Origin of the sequence: Blastococcus sp. TF02A-35 (assembly GCF_004571075.1) — a bacterium.
Classification (GTDB): domain Bacteria; phylum Actinomycetota; class Actinomycetes; order Mycobacteriales; family Geodermatophilaceae; genus Blastococcus.
Genome location: NZ_SPQP01000003.1, coordinates 119,687 through 134,856, shown reverse-complemented (window position 1 = coordinate 134,856; position 15,170 = coordinate 119,687). Strand labels below are relative to the sequence as shown.

General features: G+C 73.0%; 18 protein-coding genes. 14 read left to right on the top strand and 4 right to left on the bottom strand.

The genetic code is table 11. From position 1 onward, the window contains the following. Positions 1 to 261: 261 nt before the first annotated feature. Positions 262 to 801: a hypothetical protein gene (locus E4P43_RS02400; protein WP_135143831.1), complete on the top strand. Its 540-nt coding sequence runs from the start codon at positions 262 to 264 to the stop codon at positions 799 to 801. A 367-nt stretch (positions 802 to 1,168) separates the two neighbouring features. Here the strand turns inward: E4P43_RS02400 and E4P43_RS02390 are convergent, their stop codons facing one another. Next, positions 1,169 to 1,870 carry a restriction endonuclease gene (locus E4P43_RS02390; protein WP_135143830.1) on the bottom strand — a complete coding sequence of 234 codons (702 nt, stop codon included), beginning with the start codon at positions 1,868 to 1,870 and terminating at the stop codon, positions 1,169 to 1,171. Positions 1,871 to 2,465: 595 nt separating this feature from the next. Here E4P43_RS02390 and E4P43_RS02385 point away from each other — a divergent pair. The 10 genes from E4P43_RS02385 (at position 2,466) to E4P43_RS02340 (ending at position 9,117) form a co-directional block, all read left to right on the top strand. After that, positions 2,466 to 2,894 carry a hypothetical protein gene (locus tag E4P43_RS02385; RefSeq protein WP_135143828.1) on the top strand — a complete coding sequence of 143 codons (429 nt, stop codon included), beginning with the start codon at positions 2,466 to 2,468 and terminating at the stop codon, positions 2,892 to 2,894. A 215-nt stretch (positions 2,895 to 3,109) separates the two neighbouring features. After that, positions 3,110 to 3,571 (top strand): hypothetical protein, encoded by a 462-nt coding sequence (locus E4P43_RS02380; protein ID WP_135143827.1) that lies wholly within the window; start codon positions 3,110 to 3,112, stop codon positions 3,569 to 3,571. A gap of 184 nt (positions 3,572 to 3,755) precedes the next feature. Then, complete coding sequence (locus E4P43_RS02375) at positions 3,756 to 4,064, top strand: hypothetical protein (RefSeq protein ID WP_135143825.1); 309 nt, start codon at positions 3,756 to 3,758, stop codon at positions 4,062 to 4,064. Beyond that, on the top strand, positions 4,061 to 5,410 hold the full coding sequence (locus tag E4P43_RS20130) for a hypothetical protein (RefSeq protein WP_209313684.1): 1,350 nt from the start codon (positions 4,061 to 4,063) through the stop codon (positions 5,408 to 5,410). The genes E4P43_RS02375 and E4P43_RS20130 overlap by 4 nt, the downstream gene beginning before the upstream one ends. After that, on the top strand, positions 5,411 to 5,806 hold the full coding sequence (locus E4P43_RS02365; protein ID WP_135143824.1) for a hypothetical protein: 396 nt from the start codon (positions 5,411 to 5,413) through the stop codon (positions 5,804 to 5,806). It begins immediately after the preceding gene. Further along, complete coding sequence (locus tag E4P43_RS02360; RefSeq protein WP_135143823.1) at positions 5,803 to 6,486, top strand: hypothetical protein; 684 nt, start codon at positions 5,803 to 5,805, stop codon at positions 6,484 to 6,486. The genes E4P43_RS02365 and E4P43_RS02360 overlap by 4 nt, the downstream gene beginning before the upstream one ends. Next, on the top strand, positions 6,479 to 7,108 hold the full coding sequence (locus tag E4P43_RS02355) for a hypothetical protein (RefSeq protein ID WP_135143821.1): 630 nt from the start codon (positions 6,479 to 6,481) through the stop codon (positions 7,106 to 7,108). Before E4P43_RS02360 ends, E4P43_RS02355 begins: the two co-directional genes overlap by 8 nt. Then, on the top strand, positions 7,105 to 7,746 hold the full coding sequence (locus E4P43_RS02350; RefSeq protein WP_135143819.1) for a hypothetical protein: 642 nt from the start codon (positions 7,105 to 7,107) through the stop codon (positions 7,744 to 7,746). The genes E4P43_RS02355 and E4P43_RS02350 overlap by 4 nt, the downstream gene beginning before the upstream one ends. Before the next feature lie 353 nt (positions 7,747 to 8,099). After that, positions 8,100 to 8,309, top strand: coding sequence for a hypothetical protein (locus E4P43_RS02345; RefSeq protein ID WP_135143818.1), 210 nt, complete (start codon positions 8,100 to 8,102; stop codon positions 8,307 to 8,309). Then, complete coding sequence (locus E4P43_RS02340; protein ID WP_245158892.1) at positions 8,299 to 9,117, top strand: hypothetical protein; 819 nt, start codon at positions 8,299 to 8,301, stop codon at positions 9,115 to 9,117. Before E4P43_RS02345 ends, E4P43_RS02340 begins: the two co-directional genes overlap by 11 nt. Here E4P43_RS02340 and phaZ read toward each other — a convergent pair whose 3' ends face one another. Further along, a complete protein-coding gene (gene phaZ, locus E4P43_RS02335) occupies positions 9,118 to 9,915 on the bottom strand; it encodes a poly(3-hydroxyalkanoate) depolymerase (RefSeq protein WP_245158891.1) in 798 nt (265 codons plus the stop codon). A 10-nt stretch (positions 9,916 to 9,925) separates the two neighbouring features. Next, complete coding sequence (locus E4P43_RS02330; RefSeq protein ID WP_135143815.1) at positions 9,926 to 11,689, bottom strand: alpha/beta fold hydrolase; 1,764 nt, start codon at positions 11,687 to 11,689, stop codon at positions 9,926 to 9,928. A 157-nt stretch (positions 11,690 to 11,846) separates the two neighbouring features. Between E4P43_RS02330 and E4P43_RS02325 the strand changes: the two genes are divergently transcribed. Together E4P43_RS02325 and E4P43_RS02320 are read left to right on the top strand one after the other, a co-directional pair. Then, positions 11,847 to 12,446: a TetR/AcrR family transcriptional regulator gene (locus E4P43_RS02325; RefSeq protein WP_167759024.1), complete on the top strand. Its 600-nt coding sequence runs from the start codon at positions 11,847 to 11,849 to the stop codon at positions 12,444 to 12,446. An 8-nt stretch (positions 12,447 to 12,454) separates the two neighbouring features. Next, positions 12,455 to 13,126, top strand: a complete 672-nt coding sequence (locus tag E4P43_RS02320; protein ID WP_135143813.1) for an enoyl-CoA hydratase-related protein — start codon at positions 12,455 to 12,457, stop codon at positions 13,124 to 13,126. A 12-nt stretch (positions 13,127 to 13,138) separates the two neighbouring features. On the opposite strand, the gene E4P43_RS02315 is transcribed toward E4P43_RS02320, so the two are convergent. Beyond that, positions 13,139 to 14,320: an acyl-CoA dehydrogenase family protein gene (locus E4P43_RS02315; protein WP_135143811.1), complete on the bottom strand. Its 1,182-nt coding sequence runs from the start codon at positions 14,318 to 14,320 to the stop codon at positions 13,139 to 13,141. 97 nt (positions 14,321 to 14,417) lie between these two features. On the opposite strand from E4P43_RS02315, the gene E4P43_RS02310 reads away from it, so the two are divergent. Beyond that, a complete protein-coding gene (locus E4P43_RS02310; RefSeq protein WP_135143810.1) occupies positions 14,418 to 15,125 on the top strand; it encodes a hemerythrin domain-containing protein in 708 nt (235 codons plus the stop codon). The last annotated feature ends 45 nt before the right edge of the window (positions 15,126 to 15,170 follow it).

Below are 15,170 nucleotides of genomic sequence, written 5' to 3'. Positions count from 1 at the left end.
TAGACGATGCGACCGGCCCGCCCGTGGGGGTCGGTGTTCTGGTCCGTCGCCCATGTCGTCGCCGTCATCGCCGGCATCGGCGCCCTAGCTTTCCCGCTCGCGGTCGCAATCGTCACCCTTGCCCTCGTTGTCGTGCTGCTGTGACCGTGGGCCGCGCGGGGTAGAGCGGTCGAGGGGGACCCCAGGCTTCGGTCACGCAGCCCCGAGTTCGCCGAGCAGCCTCTGCACACTGAGGGCAACCCCCTTCAGGACAATGCCCCCGTGACCGCGGCGGTAGCAGCAACCCTCATCGGCGTAGTTGTTGCTGTTGCGTCGATCGTCGTCGGCTCGATCCTCGCGTGGCTGAACCTGCGCCAGTCCCGCGCAGCCCAGACGGCGAAGGAACCGCAGCCGGTCGCCGAGATCGGACTGTCGGCGCGGGGCGTCCGCATGTTCACCCCGATCACGGACCAGCGACACTTCGACGAGGGAGCGATGGCCGGTCACTCTGGGCACCTCGGGGTCCGCGTCCGCAACCGGGGCGAGCGAGCCTTCGAGGTGACCACCGTCGTCTGTTACGCGGCCCACGTCGGTATGAGTCCCCCGAGCAAGGGCGGCGCGTGGCCGGACGGACCTGATGTGCCGCACGTGATCGGTACCAACGAAGCGATCTGGGACATGTCATTGGAAGAGGTATCGCGGCTGCTCAACTTCGGCCAGGCCCGAGAACGGGTCTGCGACGCGAGCTTTGAGGTGAGTCTGGCCACGGGTCAGGTGCTCGTCGTGGGACCGGTGCGACTGCACTTTCCGACCGAGGAGTGAGCGGCGCGCCTGCGAAGGCGGCGGGGCAAGCCGGACGCTGGGAGGCGGTGTGCCCGCCCCACACGCCCGAGCGTCCATCGGCGGCGAGGGCGTAGTGCAGGCACGCCCGGCAAGGCGGGGCACGCCTAGCAGCCCGCGAGGGCGGACGGGTCGAATTGGGCGCCCCGCGCTGGCCACACGGACTCCGGGTCGCCCCGCCCGCACGGTGCAGGGCAGTGGACGTGGAGGCCGTCGGCGGGGCCTATCCGCAGCGGACGGGCCGCCGGACGGATAGAGGCCGCGGGTGAGGGTGGGCCGCTCGGCATGGCGCGAGTCAGGATGGACGCCGGGTCACTCAGGCGCCCACCGACTTGAGCCACCAGGGGACCTACCACGCCTGGACATTGGCCTCGAGTTCCAATGAGAGTGTTTCGACTCTGTCGACCTCAAGTTCGAGGCCGTGGACGAGTTCGCTGCGCGACGCAGCGCGGAGGTACTCGTCACTGTCGTCGGTGCTGAAGGTGAGCCCATAGGTGATTGGCCAGCGGTTCAGATGGACTGCATCGAGGGCCTGCTGAGCGATCGAAATCATCGCGTACCCACGCAACAATTGGTCGCCATCGACGCCTTTGCGTGTTCGCGACACGTTCCCCCGAGTAACGGTGAAGGTCTTCAGCCGCGCCTGGACCTGGGCAAGGCGTCGGCGATAGTCGCTGAACTGCAGATCCTGATACTCCCAGGTCGACTCATGGCGGAGCTCCGCAAGGCTCGTCAACCTAATGTTGCTGCGGGTCGCGAGCGCGACGGCGCCCGATTGGAAGCCGACTTCGCTCAGCAGGATGCCGCGGTCAGCGCCGACGTCCTGGACGATGCCGATCAACGCGGCGACGTGGAGCTTGGAAACGCGCGTCTTCCAGCGTTTGCACTCCACGATCCAGAGCAGCTGCTGGCCGGCCCGCTCCCCGCGCACCTCAACATCGACCTTGTGGCGACCGCGGGCGCCTTCGATGGCCGCGTTCGTCAGGGCGAGGAGCCCCAGGCTGCGAAAGAAGTGCGCCGCTTCCTCCTGATAGTCGGCCCACGCAGGCATGCCGCCCATCCTGGACTGTGGCGGGAGCTACACGCCAACGCTGGGCAGCGTCAATGCCTAGGCGTGCACCGGCTCGTCGTGCGGTCAGCGGCGATCCCGCGCCGATAGGGCGCTGTCGTGCCTTAACGATGAGAGTTCCGCCGGGGTGGAAGCCTGGCCGACAGTTCTTGAGCGGGTCGCACCACGCTTGGACAGGGAGGGGAGGGAGTCGACCATCCGCTGGGTCCTCTCGATCGATGGTGCCAGCGTGGTGGCCAGTGATGGGCGTCCGCGAGGGTTCGTACGGGTACGCCGACGGTCACGCATGGCGCTGACCTGCGGAGGCGGACGTGGGGGAATGTGGGCGGACGGGGCGCCCGCGCCCTTTCAATCCGCGGGTTGTGGGTTCGATCCCCTCGGGGCCCACCGTGGGACAGCTTGTTCTGCCCGCTGCTCCTCGGGGGCGGGCAAGGCCATGTGGCCCATCCCCGCTTCCCCTGCTGCGGCGCGCCCCACGCCGCGGGTCACAGGGTGCCGCGCGGAACCCGGGCTCGTCCGCGGGCACCATGCGCTCATGGGGGAGGGCGGGTCACGGTCGCAGGACGCGGTGGGGGTCATGCTCGTGGCCCTCGAGGAGCGCCTCTGCGTGGAGTTGTCAGGCGTCGCGACCGTTGAGCGAGGCGACTTCCTGCAAGGCGGGGGCTCGTACTGGGAGATCCGTCCCGCCAACCCTCGGTCCCTGGTCGTCCACTGGCTGGAGTGGGGCGGCGAGATCATCCTTCAGGCGGGCGGGTATGACCTCGGCGGCCGCTGGGAGCTCGAGCGCACCCCGGGGAACGTCGAGTTCATCGAGGCAGTCGTGCGGGCGGTCGCTGCCGGGCGGGCCGTTGAGACCAAGGCTGTGGCGCGCTCGCGCGTCGAGGTGGTCCTTGCCGACGGCACGGTTGCGCAGGACACCGGATACGAGGGTTGTGCCTCGGTCCTCCTGCCGTTGCCGGGTTGGACCCGGTGGGGCAGGACCACGCGATACGAGGCGTACGCTTGACCGCCGTCCACCTGTTCGGCGGGGCTGTTCGAGCGCCCGCTGGTACGGGGCAGGTCCTGCGGTTTGCGAGGGCCGCCACCGTGTTGCTGGAGGCGGCCTCAGGACATGCGCGGGCGGCCGGCGGCGGGGCGTAGTCGCGCGTCGGGGCAGGATGCTTCCTGATGGGCAACAACGTCCCCCGGCTAGCGGCCGGGCCGCCAGGGCCACCTCTGGTCGTGGCCGAGCTCCGTCGGGCACTGGACGCTCTGGTCGAGCCCTACGGCGACCTCGTCGTCGCACGTCACCTCGATGCCGACCCCCACTTCGATCCTGCAGAGCAATGCTCCGTGGATGCAGCGTGGATCACGTCCCTCGAACCGACGGTCCGAGGCCAGCGGATCGAGATCCGCTATGACGACGAGGGTGAGTTGTTCCTCTTCATAGGTGACGTCGGGATCCTCGAGTGGCGAGACCACAGCGACATCGACGGCGTGGTCGCCGAGGCGGCGGGCATCTGCGCCGGGGTCATGGCAGGTGACATCTGGGAGTGGCGCACCGCCCACGAGCGAGGCTGCGAGGTGGCGGGACCAGACGGACGTCGTTGGCGACTCACCTATGGGCGGCCCCGCTGGAAGTACTGGCCCCGGTGGGGCCTCTGGCCGGTCCGTCGCCGGCGATTGGTGGGGTATGTCGGTTGACGCCCGTGTCTCTCCGTGGCCCGCTGGCGGGTAGTGGCGGTAGTCGGGGTGCGCACGACCTGCGCGCCGGACGGACCCGGTTCGTCTCGCAAGCTGCCGGCGGCCACCTCGTGATCGATACTGTGCAGGTCGAGCGCGGGCGTCGGGCCGGCGCGAGCGGATTCCTGAGTTCCGGAGGATGCGCGTGAGCGACCTGAAGGTCGACTACGAGACGCTGCGCAGCAGCGCCGCGACCGCGAGGGTGATCAAGTCGGCGTTCGACGACCTGGCGTCCCGGGTCGGGGACACGCAGGACTGCTGGGGCCACCGCGGGATCGCCGACGCCATGCACACCTTCGGCACGAACTGGCGCTACCACCGCACGATCCTCAGCGAGGAGATCCAGGCCACCGGCGACAAGCTGGAGAAGTGCCTGGAGGTCTTCGAGGAGGCCGACCAGGCGCTGGCCTCGAGCGCGCCCACGAGCACCGTGGAACAGCCGGTGGCCCGATGAGCGCGCGACCCGGGGACTGGGGGCTGCTCGACCTCGACCGCGACCCGCTGCCCGGCGACCCGGACCAGGTGGCGGCCGAGGCGGCCCACTACCGCGACCTCGCCGACGAGATCCGCAGCCAGGTCGCCCGCCTGCGCGACCTGGCCGCCGGCACGAACGAGCTGGTCGGCCAGTTCGCCCCGGAGATCCGCGACAGCGCCGAGGAGCTCGCCGCGCACCTGAGCCAGGCGCAGGGCCGCTTCGACACCGTGGCCGAGCAGCTCGACCGCTGGCACCCGGAGCTGGAGTACGGGCGGGTCGAGACGGGCAGCCTGCTGCGCCGCGCCGAGGACGCGAAGCACGAGGCCGCGGTGAACGAGGCACCCACCACCCCCGTCGACCGGGCCGACCCCGCCGCGGTGGCCGCCGACCAGGCCCGCGACACCAGGCTGCGGCAGGCGACCTCGGAGCTCGCCACCCTGGTCGCGCGGTGCCAGACGCTCCTGGAGGAGGTCAACGGTGTCGGCGACGACGTCGCCCGGCGGATCCAGGACGCGTCGGAGGACCAGCTGGAGGACAGCTGGTGGGACCGGAACGTCCGCTCCTTCATCCACGAGCACGCCGACTTCCTGAAGCTCATCGCCGACGTGCTCACGTGGGCGGCGACCGGGCTGGCGATCGCGGTCCTGCTGCTGAGCAACCCGGCCGGGTGGATCGCCCTCGCGGCCATCGCCCTGACCGCCGGCGCCATGGTGATCCACACGGCCCTGGCGGCGAACGGTGACGGCTCCTGGGTCGACGTCGGCATGGACGCGTTCGCGCTGCTGACCTTCGGCGCCGGCAGGCTGCTGACCTCGGGCGCGCGGACGGCGCTGGCGGCCCGCGAGGGCATGGCCGCCTTCCGGGCGACGTCCACCGCCGCGCGGCAGGCATTCGCCAGCGCCAGCGGCTTCTTCGGCAGGGCCGGGGCCTGGCTGACGCGGAGCAACGTCGTGGCGCGGAACCTCCGGGGAGCCGGAGCGGGGCTGTCGCGGTTCCAGCAGGTGCGCAACCAGGTGCTGACGGGGGACGTCCCGCTGCTGTCCTGGCTGTCCTTCGGGGAGAAGCAGGGGGCGCTCCTGCACCAGGCGATCCAGACGTCGGTCGCGCAGCACGGCTCGGGCCTGCTGCTCAACAGCGCGCTGTGGATGTCCAACGGTGCGCGCACCGCCTTCCTGGCCGGTACCACGTCCGACATCGCGGGCAAGGTCGTCAACCCGGCCTTCCCGGGCCTCGGGCCGGACGGCGGACCGGTCCTCCCGGGGATCCCGGCGGTCGACCAGTGGCTCCAGGAGCACACGGTCCACGGCGTTCCGGTGTTCCGCTAGATGCTGGACCTGACCCGGCTCGCCCGGACGCTCGGCTTCGTCTTCCTCGGCTACTTCGCCGGCTGGCCGGTGCTCGCGGTGATCGGAGCCGTGCTGACCAAGGGCTTCGACGTCACCGGCTTCGAGCAGGTGTTCACCTGGTGGATCTGGCCCGTGCCGGTCGTCTTCCCGGTGCTGTCCGCAGTGCTGGCGGTCGACTTCTTCCGCAGGCTGCGCGGGCGTGGGCTCCGGCCGAGCCAGGTGACCGGGTACCGCTTCGTGGCCTTCCTGCTCACCTGCGGAGCCGCGTTCGCGATCAGCCGGCACTGGGAACCGCTCGCGGTCAGCGCCGTGTGCATGGTGCTGGTCTTCCTCCCGGCCAAGAAGCGCGCCGCCGCGTCGGCGGGCAGGCCATGAGCCTCTTCCGCCGTCGCAGGGCCGCACCGTCCACGACCGCCCGGGCGGCGCTCAAGGACCCGGTCTTCGCCTGCTCCACCCCGGGCGTGGCCGCCGTGCACGTCGACTACGACCCCGCGGTCTGGGTGCGCAGCCCCGCGCCGGGGCAGGACCGCACCGACTGGGTCGAGGCCCACCTGGCCGCCTACGCCGCCGACCTCGGCCTGAGCGCCTCGGATGCGCGCTACCAGCAGGCCCGGGTCACGCTCGACCTCGTCGCCGACAGCGAGCTGGGGCACACCTGCGACTTCGTCTCCCTGCAGGGCGAGGGGCAGGAGTCGGGCGTCATCGCCTACGTCAACGTGGTCGACGAGGAGCTGGGCCTGCTGGAGCACGGTGCCCCGGAGGCGTTCACCAGCATGGCCGACCTCGCCATCCAGGGGGCCCGGCCAGGGCGGCCGGAGTTCTTCCCCTCCCGCCGGCAGCCGCGCGCCTGGGAGGTGTCGCGCGTGCAGAGCCTGGACCCCCGGACGCAGTCCCCGTCGTTCCTCGAGCGCGGCTACCGCTGCATCCCGGCGGACGCGGCGGGGCCGGCGGTCCACCTGTACGGCGGTGCCTTCTACTCCTCGCCCGCCTCGGTCGGGCCTGTGCTCCACCTCTTCACCCGGGTCGACGTCGAGCGCGAGGGCGGACGTGGCTGACCGCACCGACCACGGCGGGCGCCCCGGCCTCTCCCTCGACGTGGCGGTGTCCGTCGACTTCGACCCGGGGACGTGGCTGGCGGGCCCGACCGACGGCGATGCGGAGGCGTGGACCGCCGGGGCGCTCGCCGCGGTCTGCGCCGACTTCGCGATCGCCGACGGCAGCGCGGAGCAGCGTGCGCTGCGCGAGGTGCTGCACGCCTTCGCCGCCGCCGACCTCGGCTCGGAGTTCCGCTTCCTGCGGTTGCGCAGCCTGGCCGAGGCCCCGATCGTCGCCGTGCTGCACGTCTGGCCGGCGGACCCGGACGACGTCGACCCCGCGCAGCAGGGTGCAGCGGTGCTCTCGGAGTTCGAGCCGGGGACCCGGTGGTACGACGCCGAGCCGCAGGTCGTCGTCGTGGACGAGGGAACGGGCCTGCGGCGGGCTGTGCGGTACGCCCTCGGCGAGGACGGCCGGCTCAGCAGCGTCATCCGCTACCACCGACGGGTCGTGCGGCCCGCTGCCGACGTGGTCCTCGGCAGCGCCGGGGCCGACCTGCGCACCACCGCGCTGGCGCTGGCGGACCTCGACGACCTCGCGCGGGCGGTCCGGCTGGCCGACCCGCGGGAGGTGGGCCGGTGACCGGGATCCGCTCCTACCGCATCGTCCTGCCGCCCCCGTGGGTGCGGGTCCCGCTCGGTCCGGAGGCGCGGGACCGGGTGCACGACATCGTGGAGCGGGCGGCCACGCAGGCGCCGAAGGAGATGTCGCCGGACCAGCTCGGCCCGCTCAAGCGGGAGCTGGAGCGGCGCATGCTCTCGCAGCTCGCATCGGCGGCGGAGCGCGGTGGGCTGGACCACTACTTCCCGCTCGGCCCGATGCACGGGATCCACCTGGGCGCATCCTTCTTCGTCGCCGCCGTGACCCCGCCGGGCGGAACGGCGGAGCTCTCACCCGACGACCTAGCCGGGGGCGTGCTGACCCAGCTCGTCGCCACCACGCCGGGGTCGACGGCGGTCGAGATCGCCGGCACCGTGTGGGTCCGCACCGAAGGCGTGATGCCGCCCGACCCCGACCGCGCGGGGGGCGTGGACGCGCCCGTCCGGCGGGTCAGCTACCTGACGGCGGTCCCCGACGATCCGCGGCAGTGGGTCCTCGTCAGCTTCAGCACCCTCGGCGACGGTGACCCCGAGAGCGAGCACACGTTGCTCACCGTCGAGCTGTTCGACGCGATCATGAGCACCTGGCGGTGGGCCACCGGCCCCGACGGCTGGGACTGACCAGCTCGGGCGGCGGCGGTCGGTACGGGCCGGCCCACCGGCTGCCGATGGAGGAAGGGACGGCGGCGCACGCCTCCGTCCCACCCCCGTCCGACACGCCGGGGTGTCACGGCCGCGGTCGGGATGACCGACACCGCATCCAGGGCCGCCACGCTCGGAATCCGGGGACAAGTCGACAAGACATCGGACCGTGAGACCGGTCACCGACCGCCTCCGGTGCACTGTGCAACGAATGGGAAACGGGGCGTCCGCGAGGTGTCCCGGAGAGGCCTTCGGAGACCCCTGCGCTCCCTAGCCTTCGGGTTGTCCGCGGCGCTTCCCCAGCCGCGGAGCACGACCCCGAGGAGCTCCCCGTGAACGCGCCCGCCCATCCGGCTCTCACCCCCGTCCCGAGCGCGGGGCTGCCCGACGAGGGGTTGGCGCTGGTGCTGGAGCTGATGGCGTACGAGCCGGCGGCGCCCGCCCCGGCTGCCGACGGCGGGCTGATCGGCCGGGCCCAGGACTGGGCGCAGCGGGCGGCTTCCTGGGGCGAGGGACCGCGAGGAGCCTGGCGTGCCTGGTGAGCTGATCTGGCTGGCCGTCTCCCTGCTCAGTAGCGTCGGCCTCGTCGTCGCCCTGGGCACCAGCTCCACCGCGCGCTACGAGTTCGAGCGCAACGGTGTCCAGCAGCAGCGCCGCAAGGCCGCCGCGCCGGCCCCGGTGGCCGTGGCCGCCCCGACCACGGCGGCGACGGCGCGAGCCGAGCAGCCCGCGGCGGCCGCGGTGGCCACCCACCCCTCCGGGCGGCTGGCGACGGTCACCCCGATGGTCACCGGCTGGTGGCTGCTCGACGGCCCCGGCGCCCCGCTGGCCGGCCCCTTCGCCGACGTGATCGACGCCGACTGGGCCGCCTTCTCCCTCGGGCTGCCCGACACCGCGAAGCCCGTCTACGGCACCCAGCGGGAGGACGGCGGAGTGGTGCGCCGCCAGTCGCCGTCGGAGCGCGTCTGGCTCGAGGAGCTGGGCCGGCAGCTGGACCGGCTGCCGGCGGACTGGGACGAGCTGATCACCGACGACGACGCCCTGACGACGCTGGCCGTCGACGTCACCGCCGCGCTGCTCGAGGCCGGGCTCCCGCTGCACGACGGCGACGGGCCGGCGCGCGCCTCCGGTGGGGCCTGCCTGACGCCGCGCCCCGAGCTCGGCGGGCTGGTCGTCGCCTGGCGGCAGCACGAGCGGATGAGCGTCCAGCAGGTGCGGGGCGCCGAGGCCGACGAGGCCGTGCAGCGCACGATGTCCAGCGCCGTCGCGGCCGTCCTGGAGCAGCTCGGGTTCGCGGTGGAGCCCTACGGCTCGACCGGCGGCCACCTGGTCACCGCGAGCGGCCGCTGACTACTCGTCGAGGAAGCGCTCGATCACCGGCGCCAGCTCCTGCGCCTCGGTGATCAGCGCGATGTGCCCGCCCGGGTAGACGTGCAGCCGCCCGTGGGGGAGCAGGCGCGCCATCAAGCGGGCGTTCACCACCGGGATGATCGGGTCGTCGTCACCTGCGACCACCAGCGTGGGCTGCCGGATCAGCCGCAGGAAGGGCAGCGAGCTCCAGCCCGCGCTGGAGGCCAGCTGATAGTAGTACCCCCGCCTCGGCCCCACCCGGGTGTTGGCGTGCAGCACTGCGGCTGCGCGCTCCGGCTCGGTGCGCATCGTCCCGCCGTAGATGTCCCCGGCGATCCGCCGCGCGTAGTCGGGGTCGCGGTGCCGGCGGGGGGTGAGCATGCGGGCGAGCACCCGCGGGTGGGCCGGCACCATCAGCGACCCGGTCGCCGTGGCGGCCAGCACCAGCTTCCGGCAGCGCCGGCGGTGCTGGACGGCGAAGTGCTGGGCCAGCCCGCCGCCCCACGACAGCCCCAGCACGTCGACCGGCTCGTCGTAGCCCAGCCGGCTCAGCAGCCCGGCCACCACCGGGCTGAGCGTGGACAGCACGTAGGGGACGACGGGGCGCGGTGACCCGCCGACCCCCGGCACGTCGAACCGGACGACGGTGCGCCGGGGGTCCAGCGCGTCCACCAGCGGCTGCAGCACCTCGAGGCTCGCGCCGATGCCGTTCATCAGCAGCAGCGGGGGCACCGCGTCGTCCGACCCCGGCCGGACGGCGGCCCGGATCGTCCGTCCCTGGACGGTCAGGCTGCGCACGACCTCCGGGCTACTTGTCGAAGACATAGGTCCCCGGCGCCTCGGCGAGCACCTCCAGCCCGTTGCCGCCGAGCTCGGCCGGCGCCGGGACCTCCTCGCCGGAGCGGTCGCCGAGCCAGGTCATGAAGTCCGGCCACCAGGAGCCCTTGACCGTCTCGGCCGACCTCAGCCACTGCTGCGGGTCCGGCGGTGTGGACCCCGCGACCTGGAGCGTCGACTTCGGGTTCCCCGGGGGGTTCACCAGCGAGGCGATGTGGCCGCTCGTGGAGAGGATGAACCGGCTCTCGCCGCCCAGGAGCTGCGTCGTCCGGTAGCAGGCCTCCCAGGGGCAGAGGTGGTCGGCGATCCCGGCCGTGGCGTAGGTGTCCACGGTGACCGCCGACAGGTCTACCGGCGAGCCGAGCATCGACACCGCGCCCGGCTCGGTCAGGGCGTTGCGGACGGCGACGTCGATGAAGTCGCGGTGCAGCCCGGCCGACATGCGGGTGGTGTCGGCGTTCCAGAAGAGGATGTCGAAGTTCGGCGGCGGCTTGCCCTGCAGGTAGTTGTTGACCCAGTAGTTCCAGATCAGGTCGTTGGGCCGCAGCCAGGCGAAGACCTCGGCCAGCTGGGCGCCGTCCAGGTACCCCTTCCTGCGGGAGCGCTCGGTGGCGGCCTCCACCGCGTCGGGGTCCATGAGCGCCGACACGGTGCCCGCCCGCGACCAGTCCAGGACGGTGACGGCGTAGCTGGCCGCGCGCACGCGGTCCTGCCGGCCGGTCGCGGCGAGGTGCGCGAGGACCATCGCGGTGATGATGCCGCCGGAGCAGAAGGCCTGGAGGGCCACCTGCTCCTGGCCGGTGATCCGCTCGACGACGTCCATCGCGTCGACGAGCGCCTGGCCGTAGGTGTCGAGGTCCCAGTCGGCGTGCCGCTCGTCGGGGTTGCGCCACGAGATCATGAAGACCTGCTGGCCGGCGGAGACGTAGTGCTCCACGATGCTGCGGCCCGGCGCCAGGTCGGTGATGTAGTACTTGTTGATCGTTGGCGGGACCATGACCAGCGGCAGCGAGCGGACCTTCTCCGTCGTCGGCCGGTACTGGATGAGCTCGAACACCGGCGTCCGGAAGACGACGGCGCCCGGCGTCACCGCGAGGTCCTCGCCGACGGTGAACGCGTCCGGCTCGACCATCGAGGGCACGCGCGGCGGCGAGGTCAGGTCCGACACCATCCGGCGCACGCCCTCGACGACGTTGCGGCCGCCGGTGTCGATGGTCGCCTTCAGCGCCAGCGGGTTGAGGAACGGTACGTTGCTGGGGGCGAGCGCGTCGACGAGGTTCGTCGCGGTGAAGCGGATCCGCTCGTCGTCCTGCCAGTCCAGGTCGGCGTCCTCGATGAGCTCCCACGCGGTCCGGGCCGTGGCCAGGTGCAGCTGTATGGCCCGCTTCAGCAGCGGGTTGCCGGTCCAGGCCGGGTCGGCGAACCGCTTGTCCTTCTTCCCGGGGGCGAGCTCCGACCGGCCGGTGGTGATCCGGCCCAGCTCGCCCACGAGCTCGCCCGCCCGGCGCGCGACGGTGCCCGGCTTGCGGGCCAGCGAGGAGCCGAAGCGCACCGCCGTGCCCGCCGGGGGCACGAGTCGGCGCAGGGGGCCGCGGGCGGCGTCGACCAGGACCATGTCGAGGCCGGTGGCGGCCTCCGCGGCAGCCTCCGGGGTGCCGGTCTCGGCCACGGCAGTGGGGCGTTCCGGCGGGGGAGCGGAGGCGTTGCGGGCCGGTTCGGTCGCGGGCTGGGCCATGGCGGTCTCCTTCACGCGCGCCGCCTGCGGGGAGCCGGGACGCCGGTCCCCGAGGCGCGGATGTGACCTCGCCCACTCAACCACACCTTCCGGAACGGGGCAGGCCGCGAGAGGACGGCTGCGGGCCCGTTGTGGAGCACATGCTCTAATTCGCGGCATGGCTCGCCCCCGGCTCCACTCGCCCGACGCGCTGCTCGACGCGGCCGAGGCGCTGGTGGTCGGCTCCGGGCGCCCCGGGCTGACCGTCCGCGCGCTGGCCGCGCGCGCGGGCGCCTCGAACGGCAGCGTCTACCACGCGTTCGGCGACCTGGAGACGCTGCTCGCCAGCGCCTGGCTGCGTCGGGCCCGCCAGTTCCTCGCGCTCCTGCGGGATGCGGTGGACGCCGAGCTGGCGGCGGGCGGAGGACGGCGGGCGGTCCAGGCCGCGGCCGACTCCCCCGCGCGGCTGGCCGAGCAGGACCTCGGTGCCGCCCAGCTGCTCACCGCCCTCACCCGCGAGGAGATCCTGGCCGAGGGCGTGGCCGAGCCCGTGGCGGCCGACCTCCGGGCGCTCGACCGGGAGCTGGCCGGCGTGCTGCGCACCCTGGCCCGGGCGACCCACGGCCGGGCCGACCGGGCGGCGGTCGACGTCGTCACCACGTGCGTCGTGCGCCTGCCGGCGGCGCTGCTGTTCCCCGAGATCCGCGCCGGCCGGGTGCGTCCCCTGACCCGCCGGCACCTGGCGGCCGCCGTCGGCGCCGTCCTCGACACCCCCTAGGAGAACCGATGCCCACCCTGGACCGCCACGACGACGTCTTCGTCCTCGACCTCGGCGACACCGAGAACCGTTTCCACCCCGACTGGCTGGCGCAGGTGGAGGCCGCCCTGGACGAGGTGGAGCGGGCCGAGGGCGCGCGCGCCCTGGTCACCGCGGCCACCGGCAAGTTCTTCTCCAACGGCCTGGACCTGGACTGGCTGTTCGCTCACGCCGACCAGCACGAGGCCTACGTCGTCCGCGTGCACGAGCTCTTCGCCCGCGTGCTCTCGCTGCCGCTCGTCACCGTCGCCGCGCTGCAGGGGCACACCTTCGCGGCCGGCGCGATGCTCTCGCTGGCGCACGACTTCCGCGTCATGCGGGCCGACCGCGGCTTCTGGTGCCTGCCCGAGGCCGACATCGGCATCCCGTTCACCCGCGGCATGTCCGCCCTGATCCAGGCCCGCCTCAGCCCGCAGGCCGCGCACGAGGCGATGACCACCGGACGGCGCTACGGCGGCGCCGACGCGCAGGCCGCCGCGATCGTGGACCGCGCGGTCGACGAGGACGTCGTCCGTCCGACCGCTGTGGAGCTGGCCGCGTCGCTGGCCGGCAAGGCCGGCGACACACTGGGCACCATCAAGGCCCGGATGTACGCGCCGGCGCTCGCCGTCCTCCGCGACCGGAGCAACCCCACGGGCTGAGCCGGCAGGCGCTCAGACGATCGCGCTGGTGCCGGTGACCCCTCGGCCGACGATCAGGGTGTTGACCTCGCGGGTGCCCTCGTAGCTGTAGATGGCCTCGGCGTCGGCGACGTACCGGCCCACGTGGTTCTCCAGCAGGATCCCGTTGCCGCCCATCAGCTCGCGGGCCCAGCCCACGGTCTCCCGCATGCGCATCGTGCAGAACGCCTTGGCCAGCGAGGCCTGCTCGTCGGTCATCTCCCCGGCGCCCTGCAGGTGCGACAGGCGCGCGCACATCGCCGCCGACGCGGTGATGTTGCCCAGCATCCGCACGAGCAGGTCCTGCACGAGCTGGAACTCCACGATCGGCTGGCCGAACTGCTCGCGGCCCATCGCGTAGCGCAGCGCATGCTCGTAGGCGCCGCGCGAGCAGCCGACCGCCGACCACGCCACGCCGGCGCGGGTCATGCGCAGCACGTTCGCCGTCTCCCGGAAGCTGTGCGCCTCCTGCAGCCGGTTCTCCTCGGGCACCCGCACGCCCTCGAGCGTGATGTGCGCGTTCTGCACCGCTCGCAGGGCGATCTTGTCCTTCAGGTCGACGGTCGTGAACCCGGGCGTGCCCTGCTCGACGACGAAGCCCAGCACCCGCTCGGTCTCCACGTCCCGGGCCCAGATGATCGTCAGGTCGGCGAAGCTGGCGTTGCCGATCCACTTCTTCTCGCCGTCGAGCACCCACTCGTCGCCGTCGCGGCGGCAGGTGGTCTGCAGGCCCTTGGCGACGTCGGACCCGTGGTCGGGCTCGGTGAGGCCGAAGGCGCCGATGAGCTCCATGCGCGCCATGGCGGGCAGCCAGCGCTCCTTCTGCTCCTCGGAGCCGCACAGGTAGATCGACCCCATGGCCAGGCCGCCGTGCACGCCCATGAACGTGGAGATCGACGGGTCGCCCTTCGACAGCTCCATCGCGATCATGCCGTCGACCAGCTGCGAGCGGCCGGGGCAGCCGTAGCCCCGGTAGGGGTTCCCCGCGATGCCCAGCTCGGCCATCGCGGGGATCAGCTGGCGGGGGAACTCGCCTCGGGTCCAGTACTCGTTGATGACCGGCTCGACCTGCTCGTCCATGAACGCGCGCACGCGGTGCAGCAGGGCCCGCTCGTCGTCGTCGAGGAGCGCCTCGAGGTCGTAGAAGTCGGACGTGATGGTCGAGCGGTCGGTCATCGTCCCCACCTACCCGGGGGACCCGGCAGCAACCGGGGCGTGCGCGAAGGGGTGAGCGGGCACGACAGGGCGGAACCCCGCACACAGGAGGCGTCCCGTGACCCGATCCATCGCCGACCAGACCGTGGAGGAGCTGGGCGGCCCCGGCAGCGTGCTGGTCCGCCAGCGCAAGGACCACATCGAGCTCGACCGGCTGCTGCAGGAGCTCGACGGCAGCACCGGCGCCGCGCAGGAGGAGGTGCTCAACCGCATCGACCGGCTGGTGTTCAGCCACGCCTTCGCCGAGGAGACCGTGCTCTGGCCGGTGATCCGGCGCGTGCTGCCCGACGGCGACGCGCTGACGCTGCAGGTCGAGGAGGAGCACCAGGAGGTCAACGAGCTCGTCACCGCGCTCGAGCGCGACGGCCTCGACCACCCCGAGCGGCCGGCCCGGCTGCGCCGGCTCGTGGAGGTCCTGCGGGAGGACGTCCGCGACGAGGAGGACGTGCTCTTCCCTCGGCTGCAGGAGGCGCTCGGCCACGAGGAGCTCCGGGCGCTCGGCCGCCGCTGGGCGCTCATGGCCCGGATCTCGCCCACCCGCCCGCACCCCACGGTGTCGCGCCGCCCGCCGGGCAACGCCCTGTCGGGCCTGCCGCTGTCGCTCATCGACCGCACCCGCGACCTGGTCGACGCCGGTGTCCGCCGCGCACCGGACCGGTTCGTCCCGGCCGGCCGGGCGCTGAGCAAGGGGCTGGCCGGCGTCGCCGCCGTCGTCGAGCGGGTGCCGCTGTCCCGCCGTGGCGACAAGCCGCCGACCAGCCGCTGACACGACGAAGGGCCCGGCACCTCGCGGTGCCGGGCCCTTCGCGCA

Excerpts from the sequence above, each read along its gene's own strand:
- E4P43_RS02390 (WP_135143830.1), bottom strand. The coding sequence starts at position 1,870 with ATGCCTGCGTGGGCCGACTATCAGGAGGAAGCGGCGCACTTCTTTCGC.
- E4P43_RS02385 (WP_135143828.1), top strand. The coding sequence starts at position 2,466 with ATGCTCGTGGCCCTCGAGGAGCGCCTCTGCGTGGAGTTGTCAGGCGTC.
- E4P43_RS20130 (WP_209313684.1), top strand. The coding sequence starts at position 4,061 with ATGAGCGCGCGACCCGGGGACTGGGGGCTGCTCGACCTCGACCGCGAC.
- E4P43_RS02365 (WP_135143824.1), top strand. The coding sequence starts at position 5,411 with ATGCTGGACCTGACCCGGCTCGCCCGGACGCTCGGCTTCGTCTTCCTC.
- E4P43_RS02360 (WP_135143823.1), top strand. The coding sequence starts at position 5,803 with ATGAGCCTCTTCCGCCGTCGCAGGGCCGCACCGTCCACGACCGCCCGG.
- E4P43_RS02330 (WP_135143815.1), bottom strand. The coding sequence starts at position 11,689 with ATGGCCCAGCCCGCGACCGAACCGGCCCGCAACGCCTCCGCTCCCCCG.
- E4P43_RS02325 (WP_167759024.1), top strand. The coding sequence starts at position 11,847 with ATGGCTCGCCCCCGGCTCCACTCGCCCGACGCGCTGCTCGACGCGGCC.
- E4P43_RS02320 (WP_135143813.1), top strand. The coding sequence starts at position 12,455 with ATGCCCACCCTGGACCGCCACGACGACGTCTTCGTCCTCGACCTCGGC.
- E4P43_RS02315 (WP_135143811.1), bottom strand. The coding sequence starts at position 14,320 with ATGACCGACCGCTCGACCATCACGTCCGACTTCTACGACCTCGAGGCG.